Source organism: Alkalibacterium psychrotolerans (genome assembly GCF_054784355.1).
In genome coordinates, this window is record NZ_BAAGPH010000035.1 from 18,980 (window position 1) to 40,902 (window position 21,923).

Consider the following 21,923-nt stretch of genomic DNA (forward strand, 5'->3'; position numbering starts at 1 on the left):
GAACACACACGATTCACCTCGTGTGTGGACCACTTTAACGATTTAACTAAAAAAAGAAGCGTCCAGGACGCTTCTTTCATCTATTTAATCACTAAAGGATTACTCTTCTTCCTCTTCGTCTTCCTCAAGCACTTCTTCATCGTCCACAATGTTCAGGCCTTTCAGCTCTTCGCTGTCTTCTTCTTCGTCGCCCAAATCCTCTAGGTCGTCTTTATATTCGCCTAAATCTTCTTCGTCATCATCGTCTACCATGACCCCGTGCTCATCGACTTCGACGCGGTCTCCGTAAGTGACTACTTCTTCTTCCTCATCTTCTTCAAGCTCTTCTTCGTCAGCTTCTTCATCTTCATACGCATCGAAACCTTTGTGTTTCTTACGACGTGGTCTTTCGTCTTCTTCGTCGTTGTCATGCGTAATTTCCTCATCAATAGAGTCAATCGGGTACCAGGCACGTAGTCCCCATCGGTTGTCTCCTAGAGAAATGAAGCGCCCGTTGACGTTCAAGTCAGTATAGAACTGAATCATTTCCTGTTCCAGTACGTCATCTTCCAATTCAAGATAATCCGCTACTTCTGCCAGTAAATCATTAAACTCCATTACTTGTCCGGTTGTTTCAAGAATTGCTTGAGCCACATCCACCATAGCCAGCTCATTTTTTTCCTGTCCTTTAAACTGATTTAATTCCACGACATTTACGTCCTTTCCATCATAGCGTTCACTTTTTCTTTACTTAACCAATTTATACTACATGATTACGTTGTAAAACGCAACCGTATCTGATAATCCCCTAATTTCTGCTGATTGACATGGAGGGCATAGTTTACCTTTACCCGTCCTGCGAAGGGCCGATCATAATAACTCACGCGCAAGTCCTCCGTTGTGACTTCCAGTGGCATGATTCCTGCAGGTGTTTTATAGTTCGCAAGGGTAACTTCCTCGCTGTCAAAAACCAGTCGCATCGTCTGATCGCCCTTTCGTATCAGCTGAACCACACCATCCGGGTTAATCTTCACCGTTACAGGTACCGTTCCTTCTTGATGCGTTTCCTCAAATCGAATATAGTAGCTGTTGTTGATATAGACAATTCGGCCGTTTTCTTCAAATGAGTGATGGTGCGTTTCACCATTCTGGACATAAGACGTCTCCATTTTCACTTCAGCCGGCAAGCCGTTCTTCAGTTCCTTCGAAGGCATACTTGCTGCTCCTTCCTTTACTTATCTTTCTGTTTACTCTCCCGTTCAGTTTATCATAAATCCAGCGGTTCGTCTCTTTCAATCTTTTTTCCTACCCCTAATTCTACTGATTTTTGGTATACTTAACACCATACTAATTAGATGATATAAAGGACGGACACGAATGACAGCTTCTCTGGATTTTTTAACGCACTATAAACAGCCTTATTATCTTTACGATAACCTGCCCGACAGATACACTGACCATCCCTATGCCCCCTTTGCGCTGACGGATGCCTTTATCAAAGAGGCCGGTGAAACCACTCACCCCATATTGCACTTCTGGCAGACTGAGCCCGTGGTCGTTTTGGGCATGATGGACACTAAACTGCCTTTCTTGAAGGATGCTCTTTCACTCTTCAGTGATTTTTCCTACAGCTACTTGGTTCGCAATTCAGGCGGACTGGCTGTTGTCGGAGACGAGGGCATTCTCAACTTTTCCATTATCTTTCCAGAAGAAGACAGTCGTCTGGAAATCGATGAGGCTTACTCGCGCATGCATCGACTCATTCAGGCTGCCTTTTCGGATAGGACAGAGCCCATCGATGCTTTCGAAGTGAGCGATTCCTACTGTCCCGGTGCCTTTGACTTGAGCATCCAAGGCAAAAAAATTGCGGGAACGGCACAGAGACGCATACGCGGCGGTATTGCCATTATGATTTACTTAAGTGTGAACGGCAATCAGCAGCAGCGGGCTGAAATGATTCGGTCCTTTTACCAAAAAGGCCTTAAGGATACCGAAACCCAGTGGACCTTTCCCGATGTCAATCCTGACTCTATGACTACCCTGGAAGACGCCTTCAATATGCCCCTTTCTGTTGACGATGTAAAAGGCAGACTGGCTGAGGTACTGAAAACAGCGGGTGTTTCTGTTCTCACTGGTGAATTGACATCGACGATGCAGTCTTTTTATGAAGAGGGTCTGGACAAGATGAAAAAAAGAAACGAGAAACTTTTACCGTAATTACACTTCCCCATTGTGCTGATGGGCTATGAAAGGAGCGCTTTTTGCCTTGATATCAGCTCCTCCTTTTTATCAGGGAGGTCAGGCAGAAAGCAGTCAAGATGAGTATTGATTCCTATGAAAAATTGGATCGCCTGCCGATTGAAAAAGTATTCAAGGATCCGGTCCATGATTACATTCACGTACGCCATACGCTTATACTGGATTTAATTGATACAAAAGAATTTCAGCGGCTCCGACGCATCAAACAGCTCGGCACATCCCAGTTCACTTTCCATGGTGCGGAGCATTCCCGTTTCTCTCATTCGCTGGGCGTGTACGAACTGACGCGTCGAATTGTGGATATGTTTGAGCGCAATTATCCGGATGAATGGGACTGCAGCATGCGACTGGTCACTTTGTGTGCGGCTCTTCTGCATGATGTCGGTCACGGTCCATTTTCCCATACGTTCGAGAAGATATTTGAAACGGATCACGAAAAAATCACAACGGATATCATTCTTTCCGAAGAAACAGAAATAAACGCCGTGCTCAGACGGGTCTCTCACGACTTTCCTAATCAGGTCGCCAGCGTCATTACAAAAGAGCACCCGAACCCGCAGGTCGTTCAGCTGATTTCGAGTCAGATTGATGCCGACCGCATGGACTACCTTCAACGAGATGCCTTTTTTACCGGAGCCACGTACGGTGCCTTTGATTTATCTAGAATCCTGCGGGTGATTCGTCCGTATAAAGATGGCATTGCCTTTCAGTACCAGGGGATGCATGCCGTGGAAGATTACATTGTCAGCCGCTTTCAGATGTATATGCAGGTCTACTTCCACCCGGCTTCCCGCGGAATGGAAGTGACGCTGGACCGTCTGCTTTTCCGGGCCAAACAGCTCTTTAAAGACGATACCCTTTACCCGTCCTTTGAACTTCTCGAGCCATTCTTTAAGGAAGACGCCGAACTGGACGACTACTTGAAGCTGGATGACGGCGTGCTTCAAACGGCTATTATCCTCTGGACCGAAAGTAAAGATGCCTATTTGAGCGAATTGTCCAAAATGTTTCTGAACCGTAAGCCCCTGAAATCTATTACCTATAAAAAAGATCAGGATGAGGAAATTGTTGAAAAACTGCGTGACATTGTAGGCAGTCTCAATTATGATAAGGAATTGTTCACTATGACAAACAGCAGCTCCGATTTGCCTTACGACTATAAGCTGAAAAACAAGACACCAATCCGCTTGATGCATTCCGATGGATCCTTGATTGAGTTAAGCACGGCAAGCCCGATAGTCAAAACGCTCAGCGGCAGTCTGCATGGTGATCATCGCCTGTTTGTTCCAAAAGAATTTCTTGAAGAACACGCCCAGGCCATCAACATGTTTCAGGAAGAGTACGATGCCTTTAAACGGTACATTTTAAACGGCGCCATCATTCACCCTGAAGATTAATAGAAGGAGATTGAACATGACAGTTGAATTAATTGCAATCGATTTAGATGGAACACTCTTGAACCCGGACCACAAAATCAGTCCTGCGGTAAAAGATGCCTTGCATAAAGCGAAGGAAAAAGGAATTAAAATAGTTATCTGTACAGGACGTCCCTTCCCCGGTGCAACAGCTTTCCTGGAAGAACTTGGCCTGGAAGACGATGATGATTATGTCATCACCTATAATGGTGGCCTGGTGCAAGAAGTCAAAAACGGCGAGATTGTCGTCCAGCATATGATGAACCATTCGGATTATGTTGTTCTTCAGGAAGCCGCAGAAAAAGCTGGATCTCACTTCCATGCGATTCATAACGAAGGCATTTTCACGCCAAATAGAGACATCAGTGCCTATTCCATACGGGAAGCCTACCTGATTGGACTGCCGCTATTTTACCGTCGTCCGGACGAAATGAATATCAGTACCCAGTACAACAAGATGATGATGATTGACGACGAACCTGTTCTGGAAGCGGCTATTGCCCGTCTGCCTAAAGAACTGTGGGACCGCTACACTATTTTACGCAGCGAACCTTTTTTCCTGGAACTATTGAATAAGAAAGCCAGCAAGGGAACTGCAGTCAAGGAACTGTCTGAACTGCTCTCCATCCCCCGTGAAGCCGTCATGACTTTAGGTGACGGTGGAAACGACATCGACATGATTGAATGGGCCGGCATCGGTGTAGCCATGGAAAATGCGACAGATAAAGTCAAGGCCGTGGCCGACCACATTACCGCATCAAATGCTGAAGACGGTGTGGCAAAAGCCCTTGAAAAGTTTGCCCTGTAGACTTTTTTGTTAACTAAATAAGATATATTTTCTGTAGAAAGGCTATCATTTAGCCTTTCTTTTTTTTAGTGCTATACTGAAAATAGACTATATAAAAGGAGAGCGATACGCATGCCAGACAAAGTTGTTTATACTACTGCCGCAGTCAATACAGGTGCCCGTGAAGGAGAAAGTCATTCACCCGACCGTTCAGTTGAAATGAACATTGATACGCCTAAAGAAATGGGTGGAGGTGGAAATGGTACAAATCCGGAGCAGCTTTTTGCTTTAGGCTACAGTGCCTGCTTCCATGCCGCTCTTGATCATTACAAAAAAGAAGCCGGCATTGAAAACGACTCGCAGGTTACCTTGACCGTTCATCTGCTTAAAGACCCGTCAGACAATGGTTTTAAATTAAGCGTGGAAATTGAAGTCGGCATGAAAGACATGTCCGAAGAAAAAACGCAGGAATTTGCAGACAAAGCGCATGCTTTCTGCCCGTATTCCAAAGCTACTCAAGGCAACATTGAAGCGACCGTTAAAGCTGTCCCATATGTAGACGGCAAATAATAGATACTAATAATGTAATGAACAGGCCTCCTGTTCATTCAGTTGAATAGAAGCGGAAACCCCATTGATTCTGATGGTGGTTTCCGCTTTTTTATGTGGTGTGTGCCTGGTTTGGCAAACTCAAAGTGCCCAAGCGTGTGAGTTTGCCGAAGTGACTACTGGTTGAGTATACTCAGCTTGTTTTTGTACTCGAGAATGCCGAAGTCGCCTCTCTTTAGGTAAACTCAGTGCCTACTTTTTACTGACTCTGCTGAACTTTGGCTCACTTCGTCAAACTCACTTGCCGTTTATGATTCAGTTTGCTGAACATGTGTCATCTTCGGTAAACTCACTCTTAAATTCTGTTTCACTTTACTCAACCCTCTGCTTCTTTGGCAGACTCTACCGTCCATCCTTCATCACTTTACCGAATAGCTCGCCTCTTCAGCAGACTCATAACAATTCCCACCTCCACTTTACCGAATACCCGCCACAACTATCCTGCAAATTTCTTTTTTAACACAGATGCGCTTTCCAAACCTTTTAGCTGAAGCGTTTTGCAAGCTCCTCACTAATTTACACTCTGAGTACCAAGCAAAAAGGACTCTGTTTCCGAGCGCGTTCCCCTTGACGAGACGAATGTTTGTTCCTATAATTAAAACAAACATATATTCCCATTAAGGAGAACACATCATGCTGCAAATAATGGATTACTCAAATGAACCTTACAGAGATATCTTGTGTATCGATGTGAAATCTTTTTTCGCTTCAGTTGAGGCTGTCGAGAGAAAAGAGCATCCCCTGAAGGCGAAGGTAGCAGTTGTCAGTAAGCCGGATAACAACGGCGGGCTCGTGCTTGCGGCCTCTCCTTTAGTGAAAAAATTGTACGGCGTGCGCACAGGCACCCGTGTGTATGAAATACCCAAAGACGCTAAAATTGACGTAGTGGAACCCCGAATGGCCCTATACTTAGAAAAAAATCTGGATATTGTTAATATATTCAAGCGCTTCGTGGCAGAGGAAGACCTGCATGTCTACAGCATTGATGAGTCCTTTCTCGATGTCACCCACTCTCACCGCTTGTTTGGCAGTACCGAAGATATTGCCAGACATATACAGTACCTAGTCTGGAAGGAGATGAACCTGGTCGTCACGGTCGGCATTGGCGACAATCCGCTTCTGGCCAAACTGGCTCTCGATCACGCAGCCAAACATGATCAGCAGAACAATTTCATAGCCGCCTGGCACTACGAAGATGTGCAGGACACAGTCTGGAAAATTGCTCCGATGAAAGACTTCTGGGGAATCGGATCCCGGACAGAAAAACACCTTCAGAATATGGGAATCCGTTCCATTCACGACCTCTCGCAGACGGACATAAAAAAACTGAAAAAACGGTTCGGCGTCATCGGCGAGCAACTCTTCTTTCATTCACACGGTATAGACCGTACCCGCCTGTCTGAAACCTTTGTCCCTAAGGCAACCTCTTTCAGCAAGAATCAGATTTTGAATCGGGACTACACTCAAAAACACGAGGTGGAAATTGTTATCCGTGAAATGGCTGAAGAGAATGCCACACGGCTTCGCCGGCACTATCTGACGACCGGTCTGGTCAAACTCAGTATTGGTTTTTCAAAAGATATTGACGAACGCGGCTTCAGCCACCAGTTGCCTATTGAAACAACAGATTCTTCCAAGAAGATTATCGAAGGCCTACTTATTCTGTTCAACCGGCACTACAAACCCGTTCCGATTCGTGTAGTCAATGTCACCTTTGGAAAAATAGAACCGAAATCGGCCTTGCAGCTTTCTCTGTTCGAATCGGCCGAGACCCTTATTAATCAGGAAGACCTTGACCGGACCATCGATTCCATACGCCACAAGTTCGGCTATACGTCTCTTCTCCATGCCAGCAGCCTGGCAAACGGAGGAATGGCACTGTACCGGTCTAAACTGCTCGGCGGGCATCGTTCCGGAAAAGAAAAATAGGGAACTGGACAAAACCTGTATACATAATTTATTAATAAAGGAGGAGAGTTGAGATGGCACAGGAAGTCATTAAACTATCCCCAGATGCACTGGGGTACAAAGACCGGGGCAAGATGAAATGGATGGGTATGATGCTGTCGGATCACGCCGAAGCCTTGAAAAAGCAGAAAAACAGCACAAAAACTGCCCTTATTCTCCCAAAAGAAAAACTGTCTGACGAGGAAGTCAGCACATTTCTTTACAAAAGCTATACCCTGAAAAAACCAATCGCTCTTCAGCTGGATATAGTAAAAGACGGCCAGTATCTGCCGGATATTGAAGGCATCATAGCAGGAGTAAAAGAAGATTGTATTTATTTGAAGCGCCGCAACCAGTCCCTCACTAAACTGAAGCTCGAAGATATCAGGCACGTGGAGTGGATACAGTCTGTCGAATGGTATGCAAAATACCAGCGCCAGTCTTCTCCTGACTAATCTTTCATTAATATAAATACAAAAACACCCCGGACAAAGAGGAAGATACACGCTTCACTCTAGTCCGGGGTGTTCACTTTTTCAGCCTGTTAGTGTCTGGCCGTAGAATATTTCATATAGACTCTTCTTAACTGTTTGTTGTTGGCAATAAATCGAACCGTAAATACGCGGACAACTATCGTCACGGCATTCTGAATCAGTCTTGGCGGAAGTAAAACCGCAATCGGATTCTGCGTTAATATTCTGAGCCACAATGTATTTAACGTCAAGTGGATAAACAAGGCAATAACAACTTCAGCCATAATCACGCGTTTTGTGGAGACCTCTCGCTTATGGAGAAACAGACCATAAATTAAACCTGTCAGAAAGGCCGAAAGCGTGAAGCCAGGGAAGAAACCACCCACGCCGCCTCTCACAATGAAGCCTAGAACATCTGCTAAAACAGCTGCCACACCGGCTACCCACGGACCGAAAAGGAGCCCAATTAGAGCAGTTGGCAGAAACGCAAAGGTAATCCGTACAATAGGGGTAGTAATACCGACATATCCCAGTGTAATATTCATTGCAATGAGGAGGCCGATAATAGCAATCCCTCTTGTGTGATTGCCGAGCTGCCATTCAGACAGTTTCACGGCCCGGTAAATCAGAAGCCAGGCATACATGAGGAAAGAAATGGCATAAATCACACCGTTTCCTTCGTAAATGGCCTGAACTTGAAGAATTTCATTCTGTAAAAACAGGATATAAGAAGCTCCAGTAATCAGTAAGCCCAGAAGCAGGCTGATTAGGGTGCTTTCATCCCTCAGCTTTTTCAGCACGAAAGCGCCTAATGAAAACAGGACACCGGTAAACAGGAACAAAAACAGACTGTCGGCTAAAACAAGCTGCCAGCTGTCGTACTGACCTAAAAAGTAGGCCATGCCGGTTGTACCGGTTTGAGTCCTGAGGTACGGTACTGCAAAGGACAGAAACACTGGGGCCAGCACACCCACAATAATATAATGTAAAAATCTGTTCTGACGACTGTCAGTAAAGGGTGTTGATGTCATAATCGAAGATCTCCTTTAATTTTAAATTCTTTTCCAAGTCGTGAGACCAGAAAAGGGCATTCAACTGAGTACGGTAGCCCCAGTAAAATTAAAGAGTCCTCGCTAAAAAACAGCTATGTTTTAAAGCGGATGCAGAGAAAAATCGCAAAACCACCGTTTTTTCGTCTGGAGGCAACATCCCATCCATCCAGCACTTAACGTTTTTCTCTTACTCTTATTTTCCATCTTTATTATATGTGAGTTGCCTCAGGTTCACAAGCCACCCTCACAATATTTCTTTGTTCAATTCTGCTTTCTGCATCCCCTCTTCTGTGATGAGAAAATCGACCGGAACATCATGAGGTTCAATCGGGAAAGACTCCACAATCTGGTTCGAATGCAGCAGAGAGACTGTCGGCTTATTGAAATCTTTCAGGAATCGGTCAAAAAAACCGCCGCCGAAACCAATACGGTAACCCGCAGCTGTAAACACAAGCCCAGGAACAATCAGCAGCTCAATGGTCTCTGTCTCACAGCGAACCGTTTTATCCGTCCGCGGTTCCTCAATGCCAAAATAGCCTTTTTCAAGCTGATCAAAAGAGGTCAGGTCGTAAAAATGCAGAACCCGGTCACTGTGAATCGATTTAGGTACACACACTCTTTTTCCTTCACTCCATGCCTTTTTAATAACAGGCCGGGTATCCCATTCGCCTTCCCCGGACACCGTCAAAGCAATGCACTGCGCTTCCTGCCATAACAGCGAGTTAAAAAGGTGATTATGCATCTTTTTTTCAACACGGGAACGCTCCAATCGTCCGATTTTATCCAGCGAAAGCATCATGCTCTTTCGCATTGTTTCTTTACTCATTAAGCTTCCTCCCCGCTCTATTACGTACGCTGATTCCAGGCAGCCTGTGCAACCTGTTCGGCCAGTATAGCCGTTGTAATGGACCCTACGCCACCGGGAACCGGCGTTACTGCAGCTGCTTTTTCAAACACTTCATCGTATTTGACGTCGCCGACAGCTTTTCCATCTTTGTAGCCGAAGCCGACATCAATAACAACGGCTCCTTCTTTTATATGGTCGGCGGTCACCAGCTCCACTACACCGGTAGCTGAAATGACAATATCCGCCTGTCGGGTATACATTTTCGTGTCTTTTGTTTTCACATGAACATTCGCTACTGTGGCCTCTTCATTCAAAAGCATGATGGACAGAGGTTTGCCGACCACCGGACTGCTTCCGATGACACAGACATCTTTTCCTTCCACATCAATATCATAGAAATCCAGCAATGCCATAACCGCTTTGGGAGTACTCGGAGCAAGGTTTGTCTGATCGTTTTCGACTACTCGTCCCAGATTTTCCGGCGTCAGGCCGTCAATATCTTTAGACGGATCGAGACAGCGGGCAATATCATTGCGCGATAGCGAGTCAGGAAGGGGCTGCATCACAAGGATACCGTGAATATTAGCGTTTCTGTTCAAGTCTTCAATAGCCTTAAGGACCTCTTCCGCCTGCGCCTCTTTATCGAACATCACCGATTCCACTGCAACACCTGCACGGTTCATTGTTTTAACAGCGGCGTTTTCATAAGAGATAGACGACGGGTCTTCTCCAACCCTTACAATCACTAGCGTCGGTTGACAGTCAATTTTTTTCAGATCCTCGATGGTTTTCTCCGTCCGCTCCAAAAGTGCTTTGGCTACCGGTCTGCCTTTTAATTCTTTTGTCATAGTGTGCCTCCTCAACTACAAATCAGTCAGCGAACAAAACGGGCAGTACGGCAATCAGCACGTACTGCCCGCTCATTCACCTGAATTAGTCTGCCCATTCATTCGTCATTAAAAAGTAATGAATCTGCTCATATAAACGGCTGATGCGCTCCTTGCCTGACAGCAGCTGCTCTTGAGCTTGTTCTTCCAGTTCAAAGCGCGCCTTTTCATCAGAAAGCAGTTTTGTATTGATGGTTACATTCAATACCGCCGTTTCCAGAACCGTACTCATGAAGAGTACAGCCACCATCAAATCATTGACGATGGTTCCCTTCATCTTCATTTCTGTCAGTTCTTCAATCAGATCCAGCAGGTCGTGACTTTTCTCGAGCATGATTAACGGCGGTTTGGCCGCCCCTTTTATTGCTTTCTCAACAGCTTCATTTCGTTCGCGCTTTTCTTCTTCCGTATCCTTCGGCAGCTTATAGGCTTTTAGAACAGGCTCAAAAGCTACAGCATCTTCCTTGGCCAGCTGCTCAAAAGTCTGTCTGAGGGCATGGGCTTTCTCCAGCGCCTCTTCTATTGTTTCTTTGTATTCAGCGTACTTTTTCTTATCTTTTTGAATGTCAGCTACCATACGAATCAAGGCGGCACTCATGGAGCCGATATAGGCCGTTGCACTACCTCCGCCGGGCGTGCCTTCTTTCTTGCCCAATTCTGTCAGGTATCCTTCAATAGTTAATTCGTTCATTGTTGTCCTCCTTAGAACAGGCCGGAGATTTTACCTTCGTTGTTCACATCAACCTGGACCGCGGAAGGTACTTTCGGCAAGCCTGGCATACGCATGATATTTCCGGTCAGGACAACGATAAAGCCTGCGCCGGCTGAAACCGTTAAATCTCTGATGTTGACGCTGAAGCCTTCCGGACGTCCAAGAGCAGTTGCATTATCGGATAACGAATACTGTGTCTTCGCCATACAGATAGGCAGATCTCCGTACCCCAGTCTCTCCAGACGCTTAGCCATATTTTTAGCTTTTTTAGTCCACTCTGTTCCATTTCCACCATAAACGTTTTGGACAATTTTATCTACTTTTTCTTCAATTGAATCACTCAGCTCATAAGCGTAGGTCAAGCTGGAGTCGTCTTCAGTCAATTTAACCACTTCTTCAGCGAGCTCCACTCCGCCTTCTCCACCTTTTGCCCAGACATCTGACTGAACAACCTTACTACCTGTGTCTTCTATCGCACGTTTGAGTACAGCCAGTTCTTCCTCTGTGTCTCCAGGGAAGGCATTAATGGCTACCACTGCTGGAAGTGAAAAAGTATTCTGTACATTTTCAATATGCTTAAGCAAATTAGGCAGGCCTTTTCTCAGCGCTTCAGTGTTTTCTTCAGCCAGTTCCGTTTTCTTGACACCGCCATGCATTTTCAAAGCACGAATGGTCGCTACAATCACAACAGCATCGGGGTTGAGTCCGCCTATACGGCACTTAATATCAATAAATTTCTCAGCACCCAGATCCGCTCCAAAGCCGGCTTCTGTCACTACATAATCAGCATGAGCCAGCGCCATTTTTGTCGCAAGCAGGCTGTTACAGCCATGGGCAATATTAGCAAATGGGCCACCGTGAATGAAGACAGGCGTTTTTTCAAGCGTTTGAACAAGATTCGGTTTCAGGGCATCTTTCAACAGGGCAGATACAGCTCCCTCAGCTTTTAACTCCCCTAATCTGACCGGTTCATTGTCATACGTATAGCCTACGAGACAATCTTTCAGCTTGGTCTTCATTTCATCCATATTATTGGACAAGCACAGTACAGCCATAATTTCAGAAGCCACGGTGATATCGAAGCCGTCTTCTCTAGGCATACCATTAGTACGGGCACCAATACCACTGACAATTGCGCGCAGTTGACGGTCGTTCATGTCAATAGCCCGTCTCCAGGTAACCCGTCTTGGATCGATATTCAGTTCGTTCCCCTGATAAATATGATTGTCAACCATTGCTGCAACAAGGTTGTTCGCTGCGCCTATGGCATGAATATCACCAGTGAAATGCAGGTTGATATCTTCCATCGGTACAACTTGAGCATAGCCTCCTCCAGCTGCGCCCCCTTTAACGCCAAATACTGGGCCAAGAGAAGGTTCACGCAAAGCAATCGCTGTTTTTTTGCCGATTTTCTGCAAGGCATCTCCCAGTCCGACAGATGTCGTCGTCTTGCCTTCTCCGGCGGGAGTCGGGTTAATGGCAGTAACTAGAATCAGTTTGCCGTTTTTGCCTTGGTGGTTATGTAAGGCACTGTAGTCTACTTTAGCTTTATATTTTCCATAATGCTCCAGAGAATCACCGTCAATGCCTAATTTCTGAGCAATCTCTTCAATTGGAACCATCTTCGTTGCCTGTGCTATTTCAATATCGCTTTTTACCATGTGTACCCCTCCTGATTGTTTGATTTGCAGTGTCCAAGATTTGGACAGTTCCGGCGATGTAAGTGTTTACATTACCGGATTGGCTGTTACTTTTTCAGTATAACATAGAGTTGAAAGTTGCCTACCCCCAAAAGTAAATTCTATTCATTTTCTTCTTTTCATAAAAAATCTGTTTACTTTCTCCTACTTTAATGAGAAACAATCGACATTTATACTTAAATTTCGTATCATTAGACTATAATCACTAAGAAGGAGGGAGTCATTTGAAAATTTTAGACCGTGCAGCACTTACTTTACTTATTATAGGTGGCATACATTTATTACTCATCGGTTTATTCGGATTCAATATTGTCGAAACCGTTCTGGGCAGTCCTGATGACTGGGGCGTCCGTATTGTCTATATCCTCATCGGATTGAGCGCGCTCTGGTGCTTCAAGTATTATTCCTTTACCCCAAGAGGCGGCAGCCGATTACGAGACAGATAACTTAGAAAAGCTAAACAAGTCCGCATTGACACCTTCAAAAAAATAGAGTTTGTGGCCCCGAATTGCTGAGGCTCTAGCATTTTAATGCGTAGAGAAACAGTATGCGTAAGAAGAGCATACTGCGCAATTGCTAATAGACTTGCTGCTTTAGCAGCTTAGTCATTTAGTATGCGTCAGCTGTCCAAACCTCTTTTTTCGAACGGTGTCAGACTGGTTTAGCTAGACAATAGAAAAGCTTATCCCTTTTGAACCGCTACTTGGACTTCAGTTCCTGAGTAGCCCGTTCAATTGAGATAAGCTTTTTTTATGCCTTTAAACAGGATCAGCTAGTTGCTTATACTTCAACCGGCTGACTGAACAAGTCGGACAATTCCGTATACTCATAGCCAAGATCCATAGCTATCGCTCTGTTTGTCACTTTTCCTTTATAGACGTTCATGCCTGCTGCCAGTCCCTCGTCTTTTTTCATAGCCTCTTCCACTCCCAAATCAGCAAGTTTCAGGGCATACAGCATCGTGTCGTTAGTCAAGGCAATCGTTGATGTTTTCGGAACAGCTCCTGGAATATTGGCCACGCCATAGTGGAGCACACCATGCTTGACCACCGTTGGTTCGTCATGTGTGGTCGCTTCATTCAGCGTCTCGAAGTTTCCACCCTGGTCAATGGCAATATCAACGACAACAGAACCTTTTCTCATAGACTTCACCATGTCTTCGGTGACCAGCTTCGGCGCCTTGCGGCCGGGAATAAGGACACCACCAATAACCAAATCAGATTCTGCAACAGCTTTCGCAATGTTGGCAGGCGTCGACATCAGTGTCTGGACATTATTGCCGAACATTTGAATCAGTTCACGCATGCGCTCAGTGCTCAGTTCAATAATATTAACTTTCGCCCGCATGCCGATAGCCATTCGAGCGGCATTTTCTCCAACGACACCGCCGCCGAGAATGGTTACCGTTCCACTGCTTACACCCGGTACGCCTCCAAGTAAGACACCGGATCCCCCTGATTTCTTCTCCAGATGGTGCGCGCCAATTTGAACGGACATCCGTCCCGCTACTTCACTCATAGGTGTGAGAAGCGGCAACTTGCCCTTTTTCTCAACTGTTTCGTAGCTGATGGCCGTCACTTCACTGTCAATTAATGCCTGCGCCAGTTTTGGAACTGCTGAAAGATGCAGATAGGTAAACAGAATCAGTCCTTTTCTAAACTGACGGTACTCTTCTTCCAGTGGTTCTTTAACTTTCATAATCATCTCGGCTTGAGCCCACACATCATCAGCTGAGTTCAGTATTTCAGCTCCGCCTCTGCTGTATTCATCGTCTTCAAATCCGCTGCCTTCACCAGCCTGCGACTCAATTAACACACGGTGGCCGTTGTTTACGAGTCGTTCTGCATTGCTTGGAGTAAGTGCCACACGAAATTCGTTGTTCTTGATTTCTTTAGGTACGCCAATAATCATAATAGTTAACTCCTCATTTCTCTATAAAATAAAGTAGGTTAAACTCAATAATAGACCAATAATAATTAATAACAGGCCGCCGAATTTATGCATCAGCGGAAACCATTCAGGCAGTTGAGCCGATTGGTTATTTCGATCTTTCCCTGTTCCTTTTTTATGCGAATACTTGAAGGTAATGTACCCGTAAAGTATCATTGCAATTCCAATAATCAGCAGCATTCTGTCACCTCTCTAAAAATGGAGCGTGTCTCTGTCCTGACCTCTTGACACCTCACGCCAACTGTAAAAGCCGGCATCGAGCCCTCTAAGCAGAACTTCTGCTGAGCCAATGTTGGTTGCCAGTGGAATTTCGTATACATCACACAGCCTGAGCAGTGCAGAAATATCCGGCTCATGTGCCTGAGCAGTCAGCGGATCCCGAATAAAAATAACCAGATCCATCTTGTTGTCGGATATATACGCACCAATCTGCTGATCACCTCCAAGCGGACCCGATTTGAAGCGATGTATATCTAAGCCTGTTTCTTCAGCAATGCGCTTTCCCGTTGTGCCCGTCGCAAACAAATCGTGTTTTTCCAGAATTTCAGTATACGACTGAGCAATTTTCACGATATCATCTTTCTTTTTATCGTGTGCAATCAGTGCAATGTTCATTCCCTTACCCCTCCGTTTCGAGTTATTTTTTTCATCATAACATAAAAAAAATAAATATATAGCAAAAAGTTTGCAAATAAGAAAACGGTTACAAAACGTATCGCTTGCTCCTGTTTTTTCTTATGGTTACACTATAATTAGATGAGAAAATAAGGAGGAGTTAAAACAATGAGCAAGAAGATTGCTGTAGTAATGACAGACCTATTTGAAGATGTCGAATTCACTTCACCTAAAGAAGAACTCGAAAAAGCAGGACATGTGTTGACAACGATTGGATTTGAAGCCGGTGAAACAGTCACAGGTAAAAAAGAGGATACAAAGGTAACGATTGACAAGGGAATTGGAGACGTTTCACCAGAAGATTTTGATGCTCTCCTCATTCCGGGTGGTTATTCTCCAGACAAGTTGCGTAAGGATGAACGCTTCCTGGACTTTACCCGTTACTTTTCAACTAACAAGAAGCCGATTTTTACAATTTGCCATGGCCCTCAGCTGCTGATTAATGCTGAAGTTCTGAAAGGAAAAGACATCACTTCCGTTTCCCAAGTCGCTATCGATTTGAAAAATGCGGGTGCTAATTTCCATGACAAGGAAGTCGTCATAGATGAGTCCGGTCTGATTTCAAGCCGTACCCCGGATGACCTGCCGGCATTCAATCATGCCATGCTCGATGCACTTGGTGAGTAAATTTTCATTTTTATATGATAAATGCTTAGCGAACTTTAAGGATTTACACGAGCGAATTTGATAAACTATCAATGTGGAAATAAAGTACACGTTTCTTTTCTCCCCAAAAAGAATAGCAGGTGGATCCCCCGAAAAATCTGCTTATTCTTTGAAAAGATAAACTATTTGAGACCGTTATTCATTCTCCCCGAATTGAATGGTCTACTCTCAAATGACAGTAAGACAATTCGTCTTATCCCCTAACCACCTTTTCTAGAGGAAAAGGTGGTTTTTTGTCGCCCGTCTCAAGAAAGCCCAGTAAATAAAATCATGAATTTATCTTTAAAAATTCATATTAAATTCAAATCTCAACCGTATACTTTAATCATACCCACAACAACCAACTTATTTTTGGTTACCTGCACTCCTCCAAGTGTCAGGTCACCACTCCTTTTTTGCCACCTGCGGCGTTGTCTGCAGGTGGTTTTTTGTATCATAAGCGTCTTAAAAGTACAATATTGTTTTTATTATTACATAACGATTCTATGATAGCTCCACTACTGTCCAACACGCAAACCCCTTCAACCATAGTCTTTCCAAGCTCTTTCATCCTTGATCCCCACCCTTAGTCCTTTTACAATAATCTGGTCCAAGCACTTTAAATTTTCCTTTTTATTGCTTCGCTCCTCTAGAGTACATATAATTAGCTGTGTTGTTTAAACAGCTTGTTGTTATAGGAGGTCTATAGACGGATGATCCGACTCCAAAACATAGAAAAAACATTTTATGAAAAAGAAAAAAATCTTGTAGCATTACATCAAATCAGCCTGAATGTGGACAAAGGAGAAGCCTTTGGCATCATCGGCGAGAGCGGGGCTGGAAAGTCGACACTGCTTCGCATGATTAATGCACTCGAAAAACCGGACAGCGGGATGGTTATGGTAGATGGCGTTCGGCTGACAGAACTCAATCGAAAAAAGCTGCGACTCCAGCAGAAACAGATTGGGATGGTCTTTCAGCAGTTCAATCTGCTTAATAACAAAACAGTTGCCGAGAATGTAAGCCTGCCGCTGACTCTGCACGACTATCCCGACCGTATGAGTGTGGATAAAGTACTTGAATTTGTCGGACTAAAAGACAAGAAGTTCAGTTACCCAAGTCAGCTCAGTGGTGGTCAGAAGCAGCGTGTCGGAATAGCGCGTGCATTAATTACACGGCCTAAGCTCTTGCTGTGTGACGAACCAACGTCTGCCTTGGATCAGAACACGACCGAAGAGATTGTCGAAGTCCTGAAAAAAGCGCATGATGAATTTAAAATGACCAGCGTAGTCGTCACGCATGAACTGCCTGTCATTAAAAGTTTATGCAACCGGGCAGCTTTAATGGAAGCCGGCGAAATTAAGGATGTTATTGATATCAAGCAGTCAGATAAGCCGATCCCCCAAAAGCCTTATTTGGAACGGGCAATCGAGGTGCTGGCACATGACTGAATCTATGGCACTTTATATTGAACGAGTCATCGAGTTTTCACCCCGGCTGTTTGAAAGTTTATGGGAAACAGGGATTATGCTGTTTTTCGCCATGGTTGCGGCCATCCTACTCGGTATTCCTGTAGGCACCCTGCTTTACCTGACAGCGGATGGCCGGCCAATGGCAAACCGCTGGGTGAATCGACTAATCAATATCCTGGTCAATATTATCCGTTCCTTCCCCTTTCTGCTGCTGGTTGTAGCCATGCAGCCTTTTGTGCGGCAGGTTTACGGGCGGGCGACAGGCGACCCAGTCGCTGCCTCCTTTCCGATGGTTGTCATAGCCATAGCACTCTATGCGCGTTTCGTTGAACAGTCTCTGATGGATGTACCAAAAGGCATCATCGAAACGGCACAGTCTATGGGCGCAACGCATTGGCAGCTCGTGTGGAAATTTTTATATGTTGAAGCTAGAAGCAGTCTGGTCATTGGCTTTACGACGGCCGTCATCAGCTTTGTGTCTTACTCAACCATTATGGGCGTGGTTGGCGGAGGCGGAATTGGCGACTTTGCCATCCGCTTCGGTTACCAGCGTTATGAAACAGATATTATGTATACTGCAATTGTACTAATCATTATTTTAGTGGAAATATTCCAGTGGCTTGGACTCAAATTAGCCAAGAATCTGGATAAACGATAAGCATTTAAAGGAGAGAACGATTATGTTAAAGAAAAGTTTACTGCTAGGAAGTACGGCTTTGCTGCTTGCAGCTTGTGGCGATACCGCGACTGACGATACGGGTGAAGAAAATACAGGTATCGATGAAGAAGAAACAACTGAAGAATCAGGTGAAGATACTACTGAAGACACGGGTGAAGATGTTGTCATCGAAGTCGCTTCTCATTTGCCGCCGATGACAGATGTTGTTGAAATTGCCGGAGAAGTAATTCAAGACGGTTACACGGTTGAACTCGTTGAAGTGTCTGATAACATTCAATACAATGAAGCTGTTTTAAACGATGAAGTGGATGCCAGCTTTGCACAGCATGAACCTTTTATGGAAATGTTTAATGCGGAACGCGATGGCGATTTAGTGGCTATCCAGCCAATTTACAATGCCATTGTCGGCTTCTACTCCCCAGTCTATGATTCCATCGATGATATCGAAGAAGGTGCAGAAGTTGCTATTCCAAGTGACCCTACAAATGAAGCCCGAGCTTTGATGATTCTTGCTGACTATGAGTTGATTACACTGGCGGACGGTGTCGGCTTTGATGCGACCGTTGATGATGTGGAAGAAAACCCGTACGACTTCACTTTCACTACCATTGACTTGCTCAACTTGTCTGCCGCTTATGAGGACGGCGTTGAACTCGTCTTCAACTACCCAACTTATATCGAATCAGTTGGACTGACCCCTGAAGATGCCGTCTTCTTAGAAGACGATCAAGGATTTACCTTCGCTCAGCAGCTAGTCGTTCGTGAAGGCAATCAGGACTCCGACGTCATTCAGGCTTTACACGAAGCTTTTACCAGCCAGGAAGTTTATGATTTCCTAGAAGAACTGGCAGAAAATGGCCATTTGGAACCTGCTTTTGATGTGAATGAGTAAAAATAACAAATGAAGAAAGCCAGACTACTCTTTTTTTAAAAGGCGGTCTGGCTTTTTCTATATCATTGAGTCCGCTATTCTTATTCGTACAACCGATCACTCGTCGAACCCACGGCAATATAGTTGTCTTTGAGTATTCTGCGTACTTTTCTAAAGTGAACAGGATTGCCGCACCACTCGGAAACATTAGTTGTTGTGATTTTAAGGTCAGGAAACAGAAACTGCATTTCTTCAATGTTACCCATAATGACTTCCTCAACTGAACTTTTAGAAAAACAGGATTTACAGTAACATGACCTTTGGGTAATCAACATGTTAAAAGAGCCACACGCCTTGCAGGACAGACCTTTTTTCAAGTCTTCATAAGAATAATATGGAAGCTGCCTATCGTGCGAAACCTCCGTCTCATGAAGCTTGATGAATTTGTTTGCCAGGTAATACTGCTCCTTAGACAGCACCTTGCTTTTTCGGTTAATCGATTCCAAATACTCCTCAACCTGATTCGGAAGAATAACCGGATCCTCGATTCTGGCATGATACAGACTGAATGATGGGTCAACAAAGAGTATATTGGCTTCAATCTTGGTGGTGATATGCCACTCATTCAGCAGCTGATGGACAAACGACTCCATTCTACTCAACTGGATTAAAGGATTAGCGACTTCATACCCCTTCACTGTACTGAAACCGTCAGCATGCCGAATATATTTTCCCGAATAGTTCTTAATTTCAAATAGAAATAAAGTGTCCGCGGTCAAAATCATAGAATCAATTTGAAAAGCAATTCCTTTATTTCGCAAAAACAAATCATTCAGTATAATAACTTCCTTATCCATCACTTTCCTTACACTGGCATCAAAAAACTGCTCCCCACTGTATCCTTTCTGAAGATTAATCAGGTAGCGTTTATCGCTTTCGTTCAACTCCAATCGCCTATCTAAAAAATTCAAGCCTCTCAGTAATTTCGACTTCTCTCTTTCTTTTAATACCTCCATTATTTCTCCTCCTTTCTATATAAATTGTCTTTTTAACTCAAAAGTAACTATTTTTTATTAAATTTCTGGGGATTTCTGATTGTTTTTGGTTAATACCGTCTCTCTTCGGTTAACTCAAACGTCAATTTTACCGAGTTTACCGAAGGACGGTAATCTTTGGCACACTGAACCCCTATGAGCTCACCAGTTCGCCGAAGGAATAGGCTCTTCGGCATACCCAACAGTATTTTGACATGAGTTAACCGAAGTCCACTCCTCTTCGGTTAACTCCAGCCATTTTCTATTTCAGTTTGCTGAACTTATGGAGTCTTCGGCAAACTCCAGATTTTTAAAGCTTCCACTATACCCAACCACACCTGTCTTCAGCAGACTCCCCCCTGCTTCTTCTCCCAGTTTGCCGAACACCAGCCCACTTCGGTTAACTCCCTCAAGCGACACCCTTCAGTCTACCGAAGCTGCATTCGCAGAGCTCAAACCCGCTCTTTATGATGGTGATACTCGTCGGCTGACGAGTATCGTCCGACTAAACTCTTCTTCATAGTGACGATACTCGCCCATCAGCGAGTATCCCCCTTTCAAATATGAAAAAACCAGCCGGCGATTCGGCTGGTTTCCTTATAAATTATCCTAGTAAGTCTTTTTCGACTATTCCGTCTTTAATTACAAGCTGGATGGTATCCGTGTTCGAGAGGCTCGCAATGTTTTCCAGCGGGTTTCCTTTGACGACAACAATGTCTGCTAGCTTGCCTGCTTCAAGGGTCCCCACTTTATCCTGCCACCTTAAACATTCGGCAGCTGTTTTTGTGGTCGCTACAATGGCTTCCATCGGCGATAAGCCAACCTCCGTCATCAGTTCCAGTTCCCGCAGGTTACGTCCATGCGGCATCACCCCCGCATCCGTTCCCATTGCTATGTTCACACCCGCTTTATGGGCTTTTGCCACGCTTTTTCTATGGATATCAACAGCCTCTTTTGCTTTCTGGACGGCCGAGTCAGGCATGCCCAATTCTTCTGCCATTTCCAGAACGGAAACAGGTGCCAGCAGGGTAGGCACCAGAAAGGTCCCATGTTCTTTCATTAAATCAATGGCTTCGTCATCAAGGAATATGCCATGTTCGATGGAATGGATTCCGGCTCTGACTGCCTGCTTAATGCCTTCAGCTCCTTGAGCATGGGCCATGACCTTGATGCCTTTTCGGAATTCCGCTTCTTCAACAATGACTTTGAGTTCTTCAAGCGAAAACTGTGTGAACTCCGGGTGATCGGTTGCGCTCAATACGCCTCCGGTTGCATGCACTTTAATCACTTCGGCACCGGCCCGCAGCATCTCCCGTACTTTTTTGCGGACTTCCTCTACACCGTCTGCGCGACCATCTGGCATGCCGGGGTAGTCAGCCTGCAGCAGTTCAACGGTCTGCCCGGAAGTAGTGTAGCCGTCCCCATGCCCTCCAGTGATGGTGAGGGCATTAATGCTTAACTGGAGACGCGGACCAGCAACCAGTCCCTCTTCCACTGCTTTTTTCACACCCAAATCCGCGCCGAGTGCATCCCGGACAGATGTAATGCCGGCATCCAATGTTTTTCGCATGTACTCTGCCGCCTGATAAAACTTATAAGAAAAAGGTGTCTCCAGACGTTTCTGAACAGAATCATATTCCATCATCACATGGACATGAGTATCTATGAATCCCGGCAGGATTGTCCCACCTTGAGCATCAATGGCCTGCTCATCACCTGTTGCTTCGTAGTCTTCTTCCTGTCCAACAAACACTAGCTTGTTTCCGTCATAGACAACTGTGCCCTTTTCAATCGGTTCAGTACCTAGTCCATCAATGATGCGACCATTTTTTATGATTGTTTTTACCATCGTATCTCCCCTAAACTTAAATGTATCTACTATTGTAACGGAAGACAACTGATAATACTATAATTAGATTAAAAAAACATG

Annotated in this window: 24 protein-coding genes and 1 riboswitch; of the genes, 11 read left to right on the forward strand and 13 right to left on the reverse strand. The window is 44.8% G+C overall.

Annotated elements, in window-relative coordinates; all coding sequences use genetic code 11:
- Positions 1-99 precede the first annotated feature (99 nt).
- A complete protein-coding gene (rpoE, locus tag ACYVLS_RS06575; RefSeq protein ID WP_460322683.1) occupies positions 100-687 on the reverse strand; it encodes a DNA-directed RNA polymerase subunit delta in 588 nt (195 codons plus the stop codon).
- A 65-nt stretch (positions 688-752) separates the two neighbouring features.
- Positions 753-1,193, reverse strand: coding sequence for a YwiB family protein (locus ACYVLS_RS06580; RefSeq protein ID WP_460322685.1), 441 nt, complete (start codon positions 1,191-1,193; stop codon positions 753-755).
- A 163-nt stretch (positions 1,194-1,356) separates the two neighbouring features.
- Between ACYVLS_RS06580 and ACYVLS_RS06585 the strand changes: the two genes are divergently transcribed.
- From ACYVLS_RS06585 to ACYVLS_RS06610, 6 genes are all read left to right on the forward strand, one after another.
- Positions 1,357-2,196 carry a lipoate--protein ligase family protein gene (locus ACYVLS_RS06585; protein WP_460322688.1) on the forward strand — a complete coding sequence of 280 codons (840 nt, stop codon included), beginning with the start codon at positions 1,357-1,359 and terminating at the stop codon, positions 2,194-2,196.
- A 101-nt stretch (positions 2,197-2,297) separates the two neighbouring features.
- Entirely contained in the window at positions 2,298-3,635 is a 1,338-nt protein-coding gene (locus tag ACYVLS_RS06590) for an HD domain-containing protein (protein WP_460322691.1), read from the forward strand.
- Positions 3,636-3,651: 16 nt separating this feature from the next.
- Complete coding sequence (yidA, locus tag ACYVLS_RS06595) at positions 3,652-4,461, forward strand: sugar-phosphatase (protein WP_460322694.1); 810 nt, start codon at positions 3,652-3,654, stop codon at positions 4,459-4,461.
- Positions 4,462-4,572: 111 nt separating this feature from the next.
- Positions 4,573-5,010 (forward strand): organic hydroperoxide resistance protein, encoded by a 438-nt coding sequence (locus ACYVLS_RS06600; RefSeq protein ID WP_460322696.1) that lies wholly within the window; start codon positions 4,573-4,575, stop codon positions 5,008-5,010.
- Positions 5,011-5,682: 672 nt separating this feature from the next.
- Complete coding sequence (locus ACYVLS_RS06605) at positions 5,683-6,978, forward strand: Y-family DNA polymerase (RefSeq protein WP_460322699.1); 1,296 nt, start codon at positions 5,683-5,685, stop codon at positions 6,976-6,978.
- A 53-nt stretch (positions 6,979-7,031) separates the two neighbouring features.
- The gene (locus ACYVLS_RS06610) at positions 7,032-7,451 is read left to right on the forward strand and encodes a hypothetical protein (protein WP_460322702.1); all 420 of its coding nucleotides are present in this window, start codon (positions 7,032-7,034) and stop codon (positions 7,449-7,451) included.
- A gap of 89 nt (positions 7,452-7,540) precedes the next feature.
- Here ACYVLS_RS06610 and ACYVLS_RS06615 read toward each other — a convergent pair whose 3' ends face one another.
- From ACYVLS_RS06615 to ACYVLS_RS06635, 5 genes are all read right to left on the reverse strand, one after another.
- Positions 7,541-8,500 (reverse strand): folate family ECF transporter S component, encoded by a 960-nt coding sequence (locus ACYVLS_RS06615; RefSeq protein WP_460322705.1) that lies wholly within the window; start codon positions 8,498-8,500, stop codon positions 7,541-7,543.
- A gap of 121 nt (positions 8,501-8,621) precedes the next feature.
- Positions 8,622-8,718: riboswitch (THF riboswitch) on the reverse strand.
- Positions 8,719-8,765: 47 nt separating this feature from the next.
- Positions 8,766-9,347 carry a 5-formyltetrahydrofolate cyclo-ligase gene (locus tag ACYVLS_RS06620; protein WP_460322708.1) on the reverse strand — a complete coding sequence of 194 codons (582 nt, stop codon included), beginning with the start codon at positions 9,345-9,347 and terminating at the stop codon, positions 8,766-8,768.
- Between the two features lie 20 nt (positions 9,348-9,367).
- Positions 9,368-10,216 (reverse strand): bifunctional 5,10-methylenetetrahydrofolate dehydrogenase/5,10-methenyltetrahydrofolate cyclohydrolase, encoded by an 849-nt coding sequence (locus tag ACYVLS_RS06625; RefSeq protein WP_460322710.1) that lies wholly within the window; start codon positions 10,214-10,216, stop codon positions 9,368-9,370.
- An 85-nt stretch (positions 10,217-10,301) separates the two neighbouring features.
- Entirely contained in the window at positions 10,302-10,946 is a 645-nt protein-coding gene (locus ACYVLS_RS06630) for a cyclodeaminase/cyclohydrolase family protein (protein WP_460322712.1), read from the reverse strand.
- A gap of 11 nt (positions 10,947-10,957) precedes the next feature.
- Positions 10,958-12,628 carry a formate--tetrahydrofolate ligase gene (locus ACYVLS_RS06635; RefSeq protein WP_460322714.1) on the reverse strand — a complete coding sequence of 557 codons (1,671 nt, stop codon included), beginning with the start codon at positions 12,626-12,628 and terminating at the stop codon, positions 10,958-10,960.
- Positions 12,629-12,891: 263 nt separating this feature from the next.
- Here ACYVLS_RS06635 and ACYVLS_RS06640 point away from each other — a divergent pair, with 263 nt between their 5' ends.
- Positions 12,892-13,113, forward strand: a complete 222-nt coding sequence (locus ACYVLS_RS06640; protein ID WP_460322716.1) for a DUF378 domain-containing protein — start codon at positions 12,892-12,894, stop codon at positions 13,111-13,113.
- 334 nt (positions 13,114-13,447) lie between these two features.
- On the opposite strand, the gene ald is transcribed toward ACYVLS_RS06640, so the two are convergent.
- From ald to mgsA, 3 genes are read right to left on the reverse strand one after another with little or no spacing between them, the layout of a single operon-like run.
- Positions 13,448-14,578 carry an alanine dehydrogenase gene (gene ald / locus ACYVLS_RS06645; RefSeq protein WP_460322718.1) on the reverse strand — a complete coding sequence of 377 codons (1,131 nt, stop codon included), beginning with the start codon at positions 14,576-14,578 and terminating at the stop codon, positions 13,448-13,450.
- A 21-nt stretch (positions 14,579-14,599) separates the two neighbouring features.
- Positions 14,600-14,797, reverse strand: a complete 198-nt coding sequence (locus ACYVLS_RS06650; protein ID WP_460322721.1) for a hypothetical protein — start codon at positions 14,795-14,797, stop codon at positions 14,600-14,602.
- A gap of 12 nt (positions 14,798-14,809) precedes the next feature.
- Positions 14,810-15,232 (reverse strand): methylglyoxal synthase, encoded by a 423-nt coding sequence (gene mgsA / locus ACYVLS_RS06655; protein ID WP_460322724.1) that lies wholly within the window; start codon positions 15,230-15,232, stop codon positions 14,810-14,812.
- 168 nt (positions 15,233-15,400) lie between these two features.
- Here mgsA and ACYVLS_RS06660 point away from each other — a divergent pair, with 168 nt between their 5' ends.
- The 4 genes from ACYVLS_RS06660 to ACYVLS_RS06675 all read left to right on the forward strand — a co-directional run bounded on the left by ACYVLS_RS06660 (position 15,401) and on the right by ACYVLS_RS06675 (position 18,980).
- Positions 15,401-15,919, forward strand: a complete 519-nt coding sequence (locus tag ACYVLS_RS06660) for a type 1 glutamine amidotransferase domain-containing protein (RefSeq protein ID WP_460322727.1) — start codon at positions 15,401-15,403, stop codon at positions 15,917-15,919.
- A gap of 731 nt (positions 15,920-16,650) precedes the next feature.
- Positions 16,651-17,388, forward strand: coding sequence for a methionine ABC transporter ATP-binding protein (locus ACYVLS_RS06665; protein ID WP_460322730.1), 738 nt, complete (start codon positions 16,651-16,653; stop codon positions 17,386-17,388).
- Entirely contained in the window at positions 17,381-18,067 is a 687-nt protein-coding gene (locus ACYVLS_RS06670) for a methionine ABC transporter permease (protein WP_460322732.1), read from the forward strand. The genes ACYVLS_RS06665 and ACYVLS_RS06670 overlap by 8 nt, the downstream gene beginning before the upstream one ends.
- 22 nt (positions 18,068-18,089) lie before the next feature.
- A complete protein-coding gene (locus ACYVLS_RS06675; protein WP_460322734.1) occupies positions 18,090-18,980 on the forward strand; it encodes a MetQ/NlpA family ABC transporter substrate-binding protein in 891 nt (296 codons plus the stop codon).
- 80 nt (positions 18,981-19,060) lie between these two features.
- On the opposite strand, the gene ACYVLS_RS06680 is transcribed toward ACYVLS_RS06675, so the two are convergent.
- The 3 genes from ACYVLS_RS06680 to ACYVLS_RS06690 form a co-directional block, all read right to left on the reverse strand.
- Positions 19,061-19,975, reverse strand: a complete 915-nt coding sequence (locus ACYVLS_RS06680) for a nuclease-related domain-containing protein (RefSeq protein WP_460322736.1) — start codon at positions 19,973-19,975, stop codon at positions 19,061-19,063.
- Positions 19,976-20,260: 285 nt separating this feature from the next.
- Positions 20,261-20,413, reverse strand: coding sequence for a hypothetical protein (locus ACYVLS_RS06685; RefSeq protein ID WP_460322738.1), 153 nt, complete (start codon positions 20,411-20,413; stop codon positions 20,261-20,263).
- Positions 20,414-20,597: 184 nt separating this feature from the next.
- The gene (locus tag ACYVLS_RS06690; protein WP_460322740.1) at positions 20,598-21,842 is read right to left on the reverse strand and encodes a metal-dependent hydrolase family protein; all 1,245 of its coding nucleotides are present in this window, start codon (positions 21,840-21,842) and stop codon (positions 20,598-20,600) included.
- Positions 21,843-21,923: the final 81 nt, after the last annotated feature.

Bases quoted from the DNA above. Each gene is read 5' to 3' on its own strand.
- ACYVLS_RS06580 (WP_460322685.1), bottom strand. From the start codon at position 1,193: ATGCCTTCGAAGGAACTGAAGAACGGCTTGCCGGCTGAAGTGAAAATG.
- ACYVLS_RS06585 (WP_460322688.1), top strand. From the start codon at position 1,357: ATGACAGCTTCTCTGGATTTTTTAACGCACTATAAACAGCCTTATTAT.
- ACYVLS_RS06590 (WP_460322691.1), top strand. From the start codon at position 2,298: ATGAGTATTGATTCCTATGAAAAATTGGATCGCCTGCCGATTGAAAAA.
- yidA (WP_460322694.1), top strand. From the start codon at position 3,652: ATGACAGTTGAATTAATTGCAATCGATTTAGATGGAACACTCTTGAAC.
- ACYVLS_RS06600 (WP_460322696.1), top strand. From the start codon at position 4,573: ATGCCAGACAAAGTTGTTTATACTACTGCCGCAGTCAATACAGGTGCC.
- ACYVLS_RS06605 (WP_460322699.1), top strand. From the start codon at position 5,683: ATGCTGCAAATAATGGATTACTCAAATGAACCTTACAGAGATATCTTG.
- ACYVLS_RS06610 (WP_460322702.1), top strand. From the start codon at position 7,032: ATGGCACAGGAAGTCATTAAACTATCCCCAGATGCACTGGGGTACAAA.
- ACYVLS_RS06615 (WP_460322705.1), bottom strand. From the start codon at position 8,500: ATGACATCAACACCCTTTACTGACAGTCGTCAGAACAGATTTTTACAT.
- ACYVLS_RS06620 (WP_460322708.1), bottom strand. From the start codon at position 9,347: ATGAGTAAAGAAACAATGCGAAAGAGCATGATGCTTTCGCTGGATAAA.
- ACYVLS_RS06625 (WP_460322710.1), bottom strand. From the start codon at position 10,216: ATGACAAAAGAATTAAAAGGCAGACCGGTAGCCAAAGCACTTTTGGAG.
- ACYVLS_RS06630 (WP_460322712.1), bottom strand. From the start codon at position 10,946: ATGAACGAATTAACTATTGAAGGATACCTGACAGAATTGGGCAAGAAA.
- ACYVLS_RS06635 (WP_460322714.1), bottom strand. From the start codon at position 12,628: ATGGTAAAAAGCGATATTGAAATAGCACAGGCAACGAAGATGGTTCCA.
- ald (WP_460322718.1), bottom strand. From the start codon at position 14,578: ATGATTATTGGCGTACCTAAAGAAATCAAGAACAACGAATTTCGTGTG.
- ACYVLS_RS06650 (WP_460322721.1), bottom strand. From the start codon at position 14,797: ATGCTGCTGATTATTGGAATTGCAATGATACTTTACGGGTACATTACC.
- mgsA (WP_460322724.1), bottom strand. From the start codon at position 15,232: ATGAACATTGCACTGATTGCACACGATAAAAAGAAAGATGATATCGTG.
- ACYVLS_RS06660 (WP_460322727.1), top strand. From the start codon at position 15,401: ATGAGCAAGAAGATTGCTGTAGTAATGACAGACCTATTTGAAGATGTC.
- ACYVLS_RS06665 (WP_460322730.1), top strand. From the start codon at position 16,651: ATGATCCGACTCCAAAACATAGAAAAAACATTTTATGAAAAAGAAAAA.
- ACYVLS_RS06670 (WP_460322732.1), top strand. From the start codon at position 17,381: ATGACTGAATCTATGGCACTTTATATTGAACGAGTCATCGAGTTTTCA.
- ACYVLS_RS06675 (WP_460322734.1), top strand. From the start codon at position 18,090: ATGTTAAAGAAAAGTTTACTGCTAGGAAGTACGGCTTTGCTGCTTGCA.
- ACYVLS_RS06680 (WP_460322736.1), bottom strand. From the start codon at position 19,975: ATGGAGGTATTAAAAGAAAGAGAGAAGTCGAAATTACTGAGAGGCTTG.
- ACYVLS_RS06690 (WP_460322740.1), bottom strand. From the start codon at position 21,842: ATGGTAAAAACAATCATAAAAAATGGTCGCATCATTGATGGACTAGGT.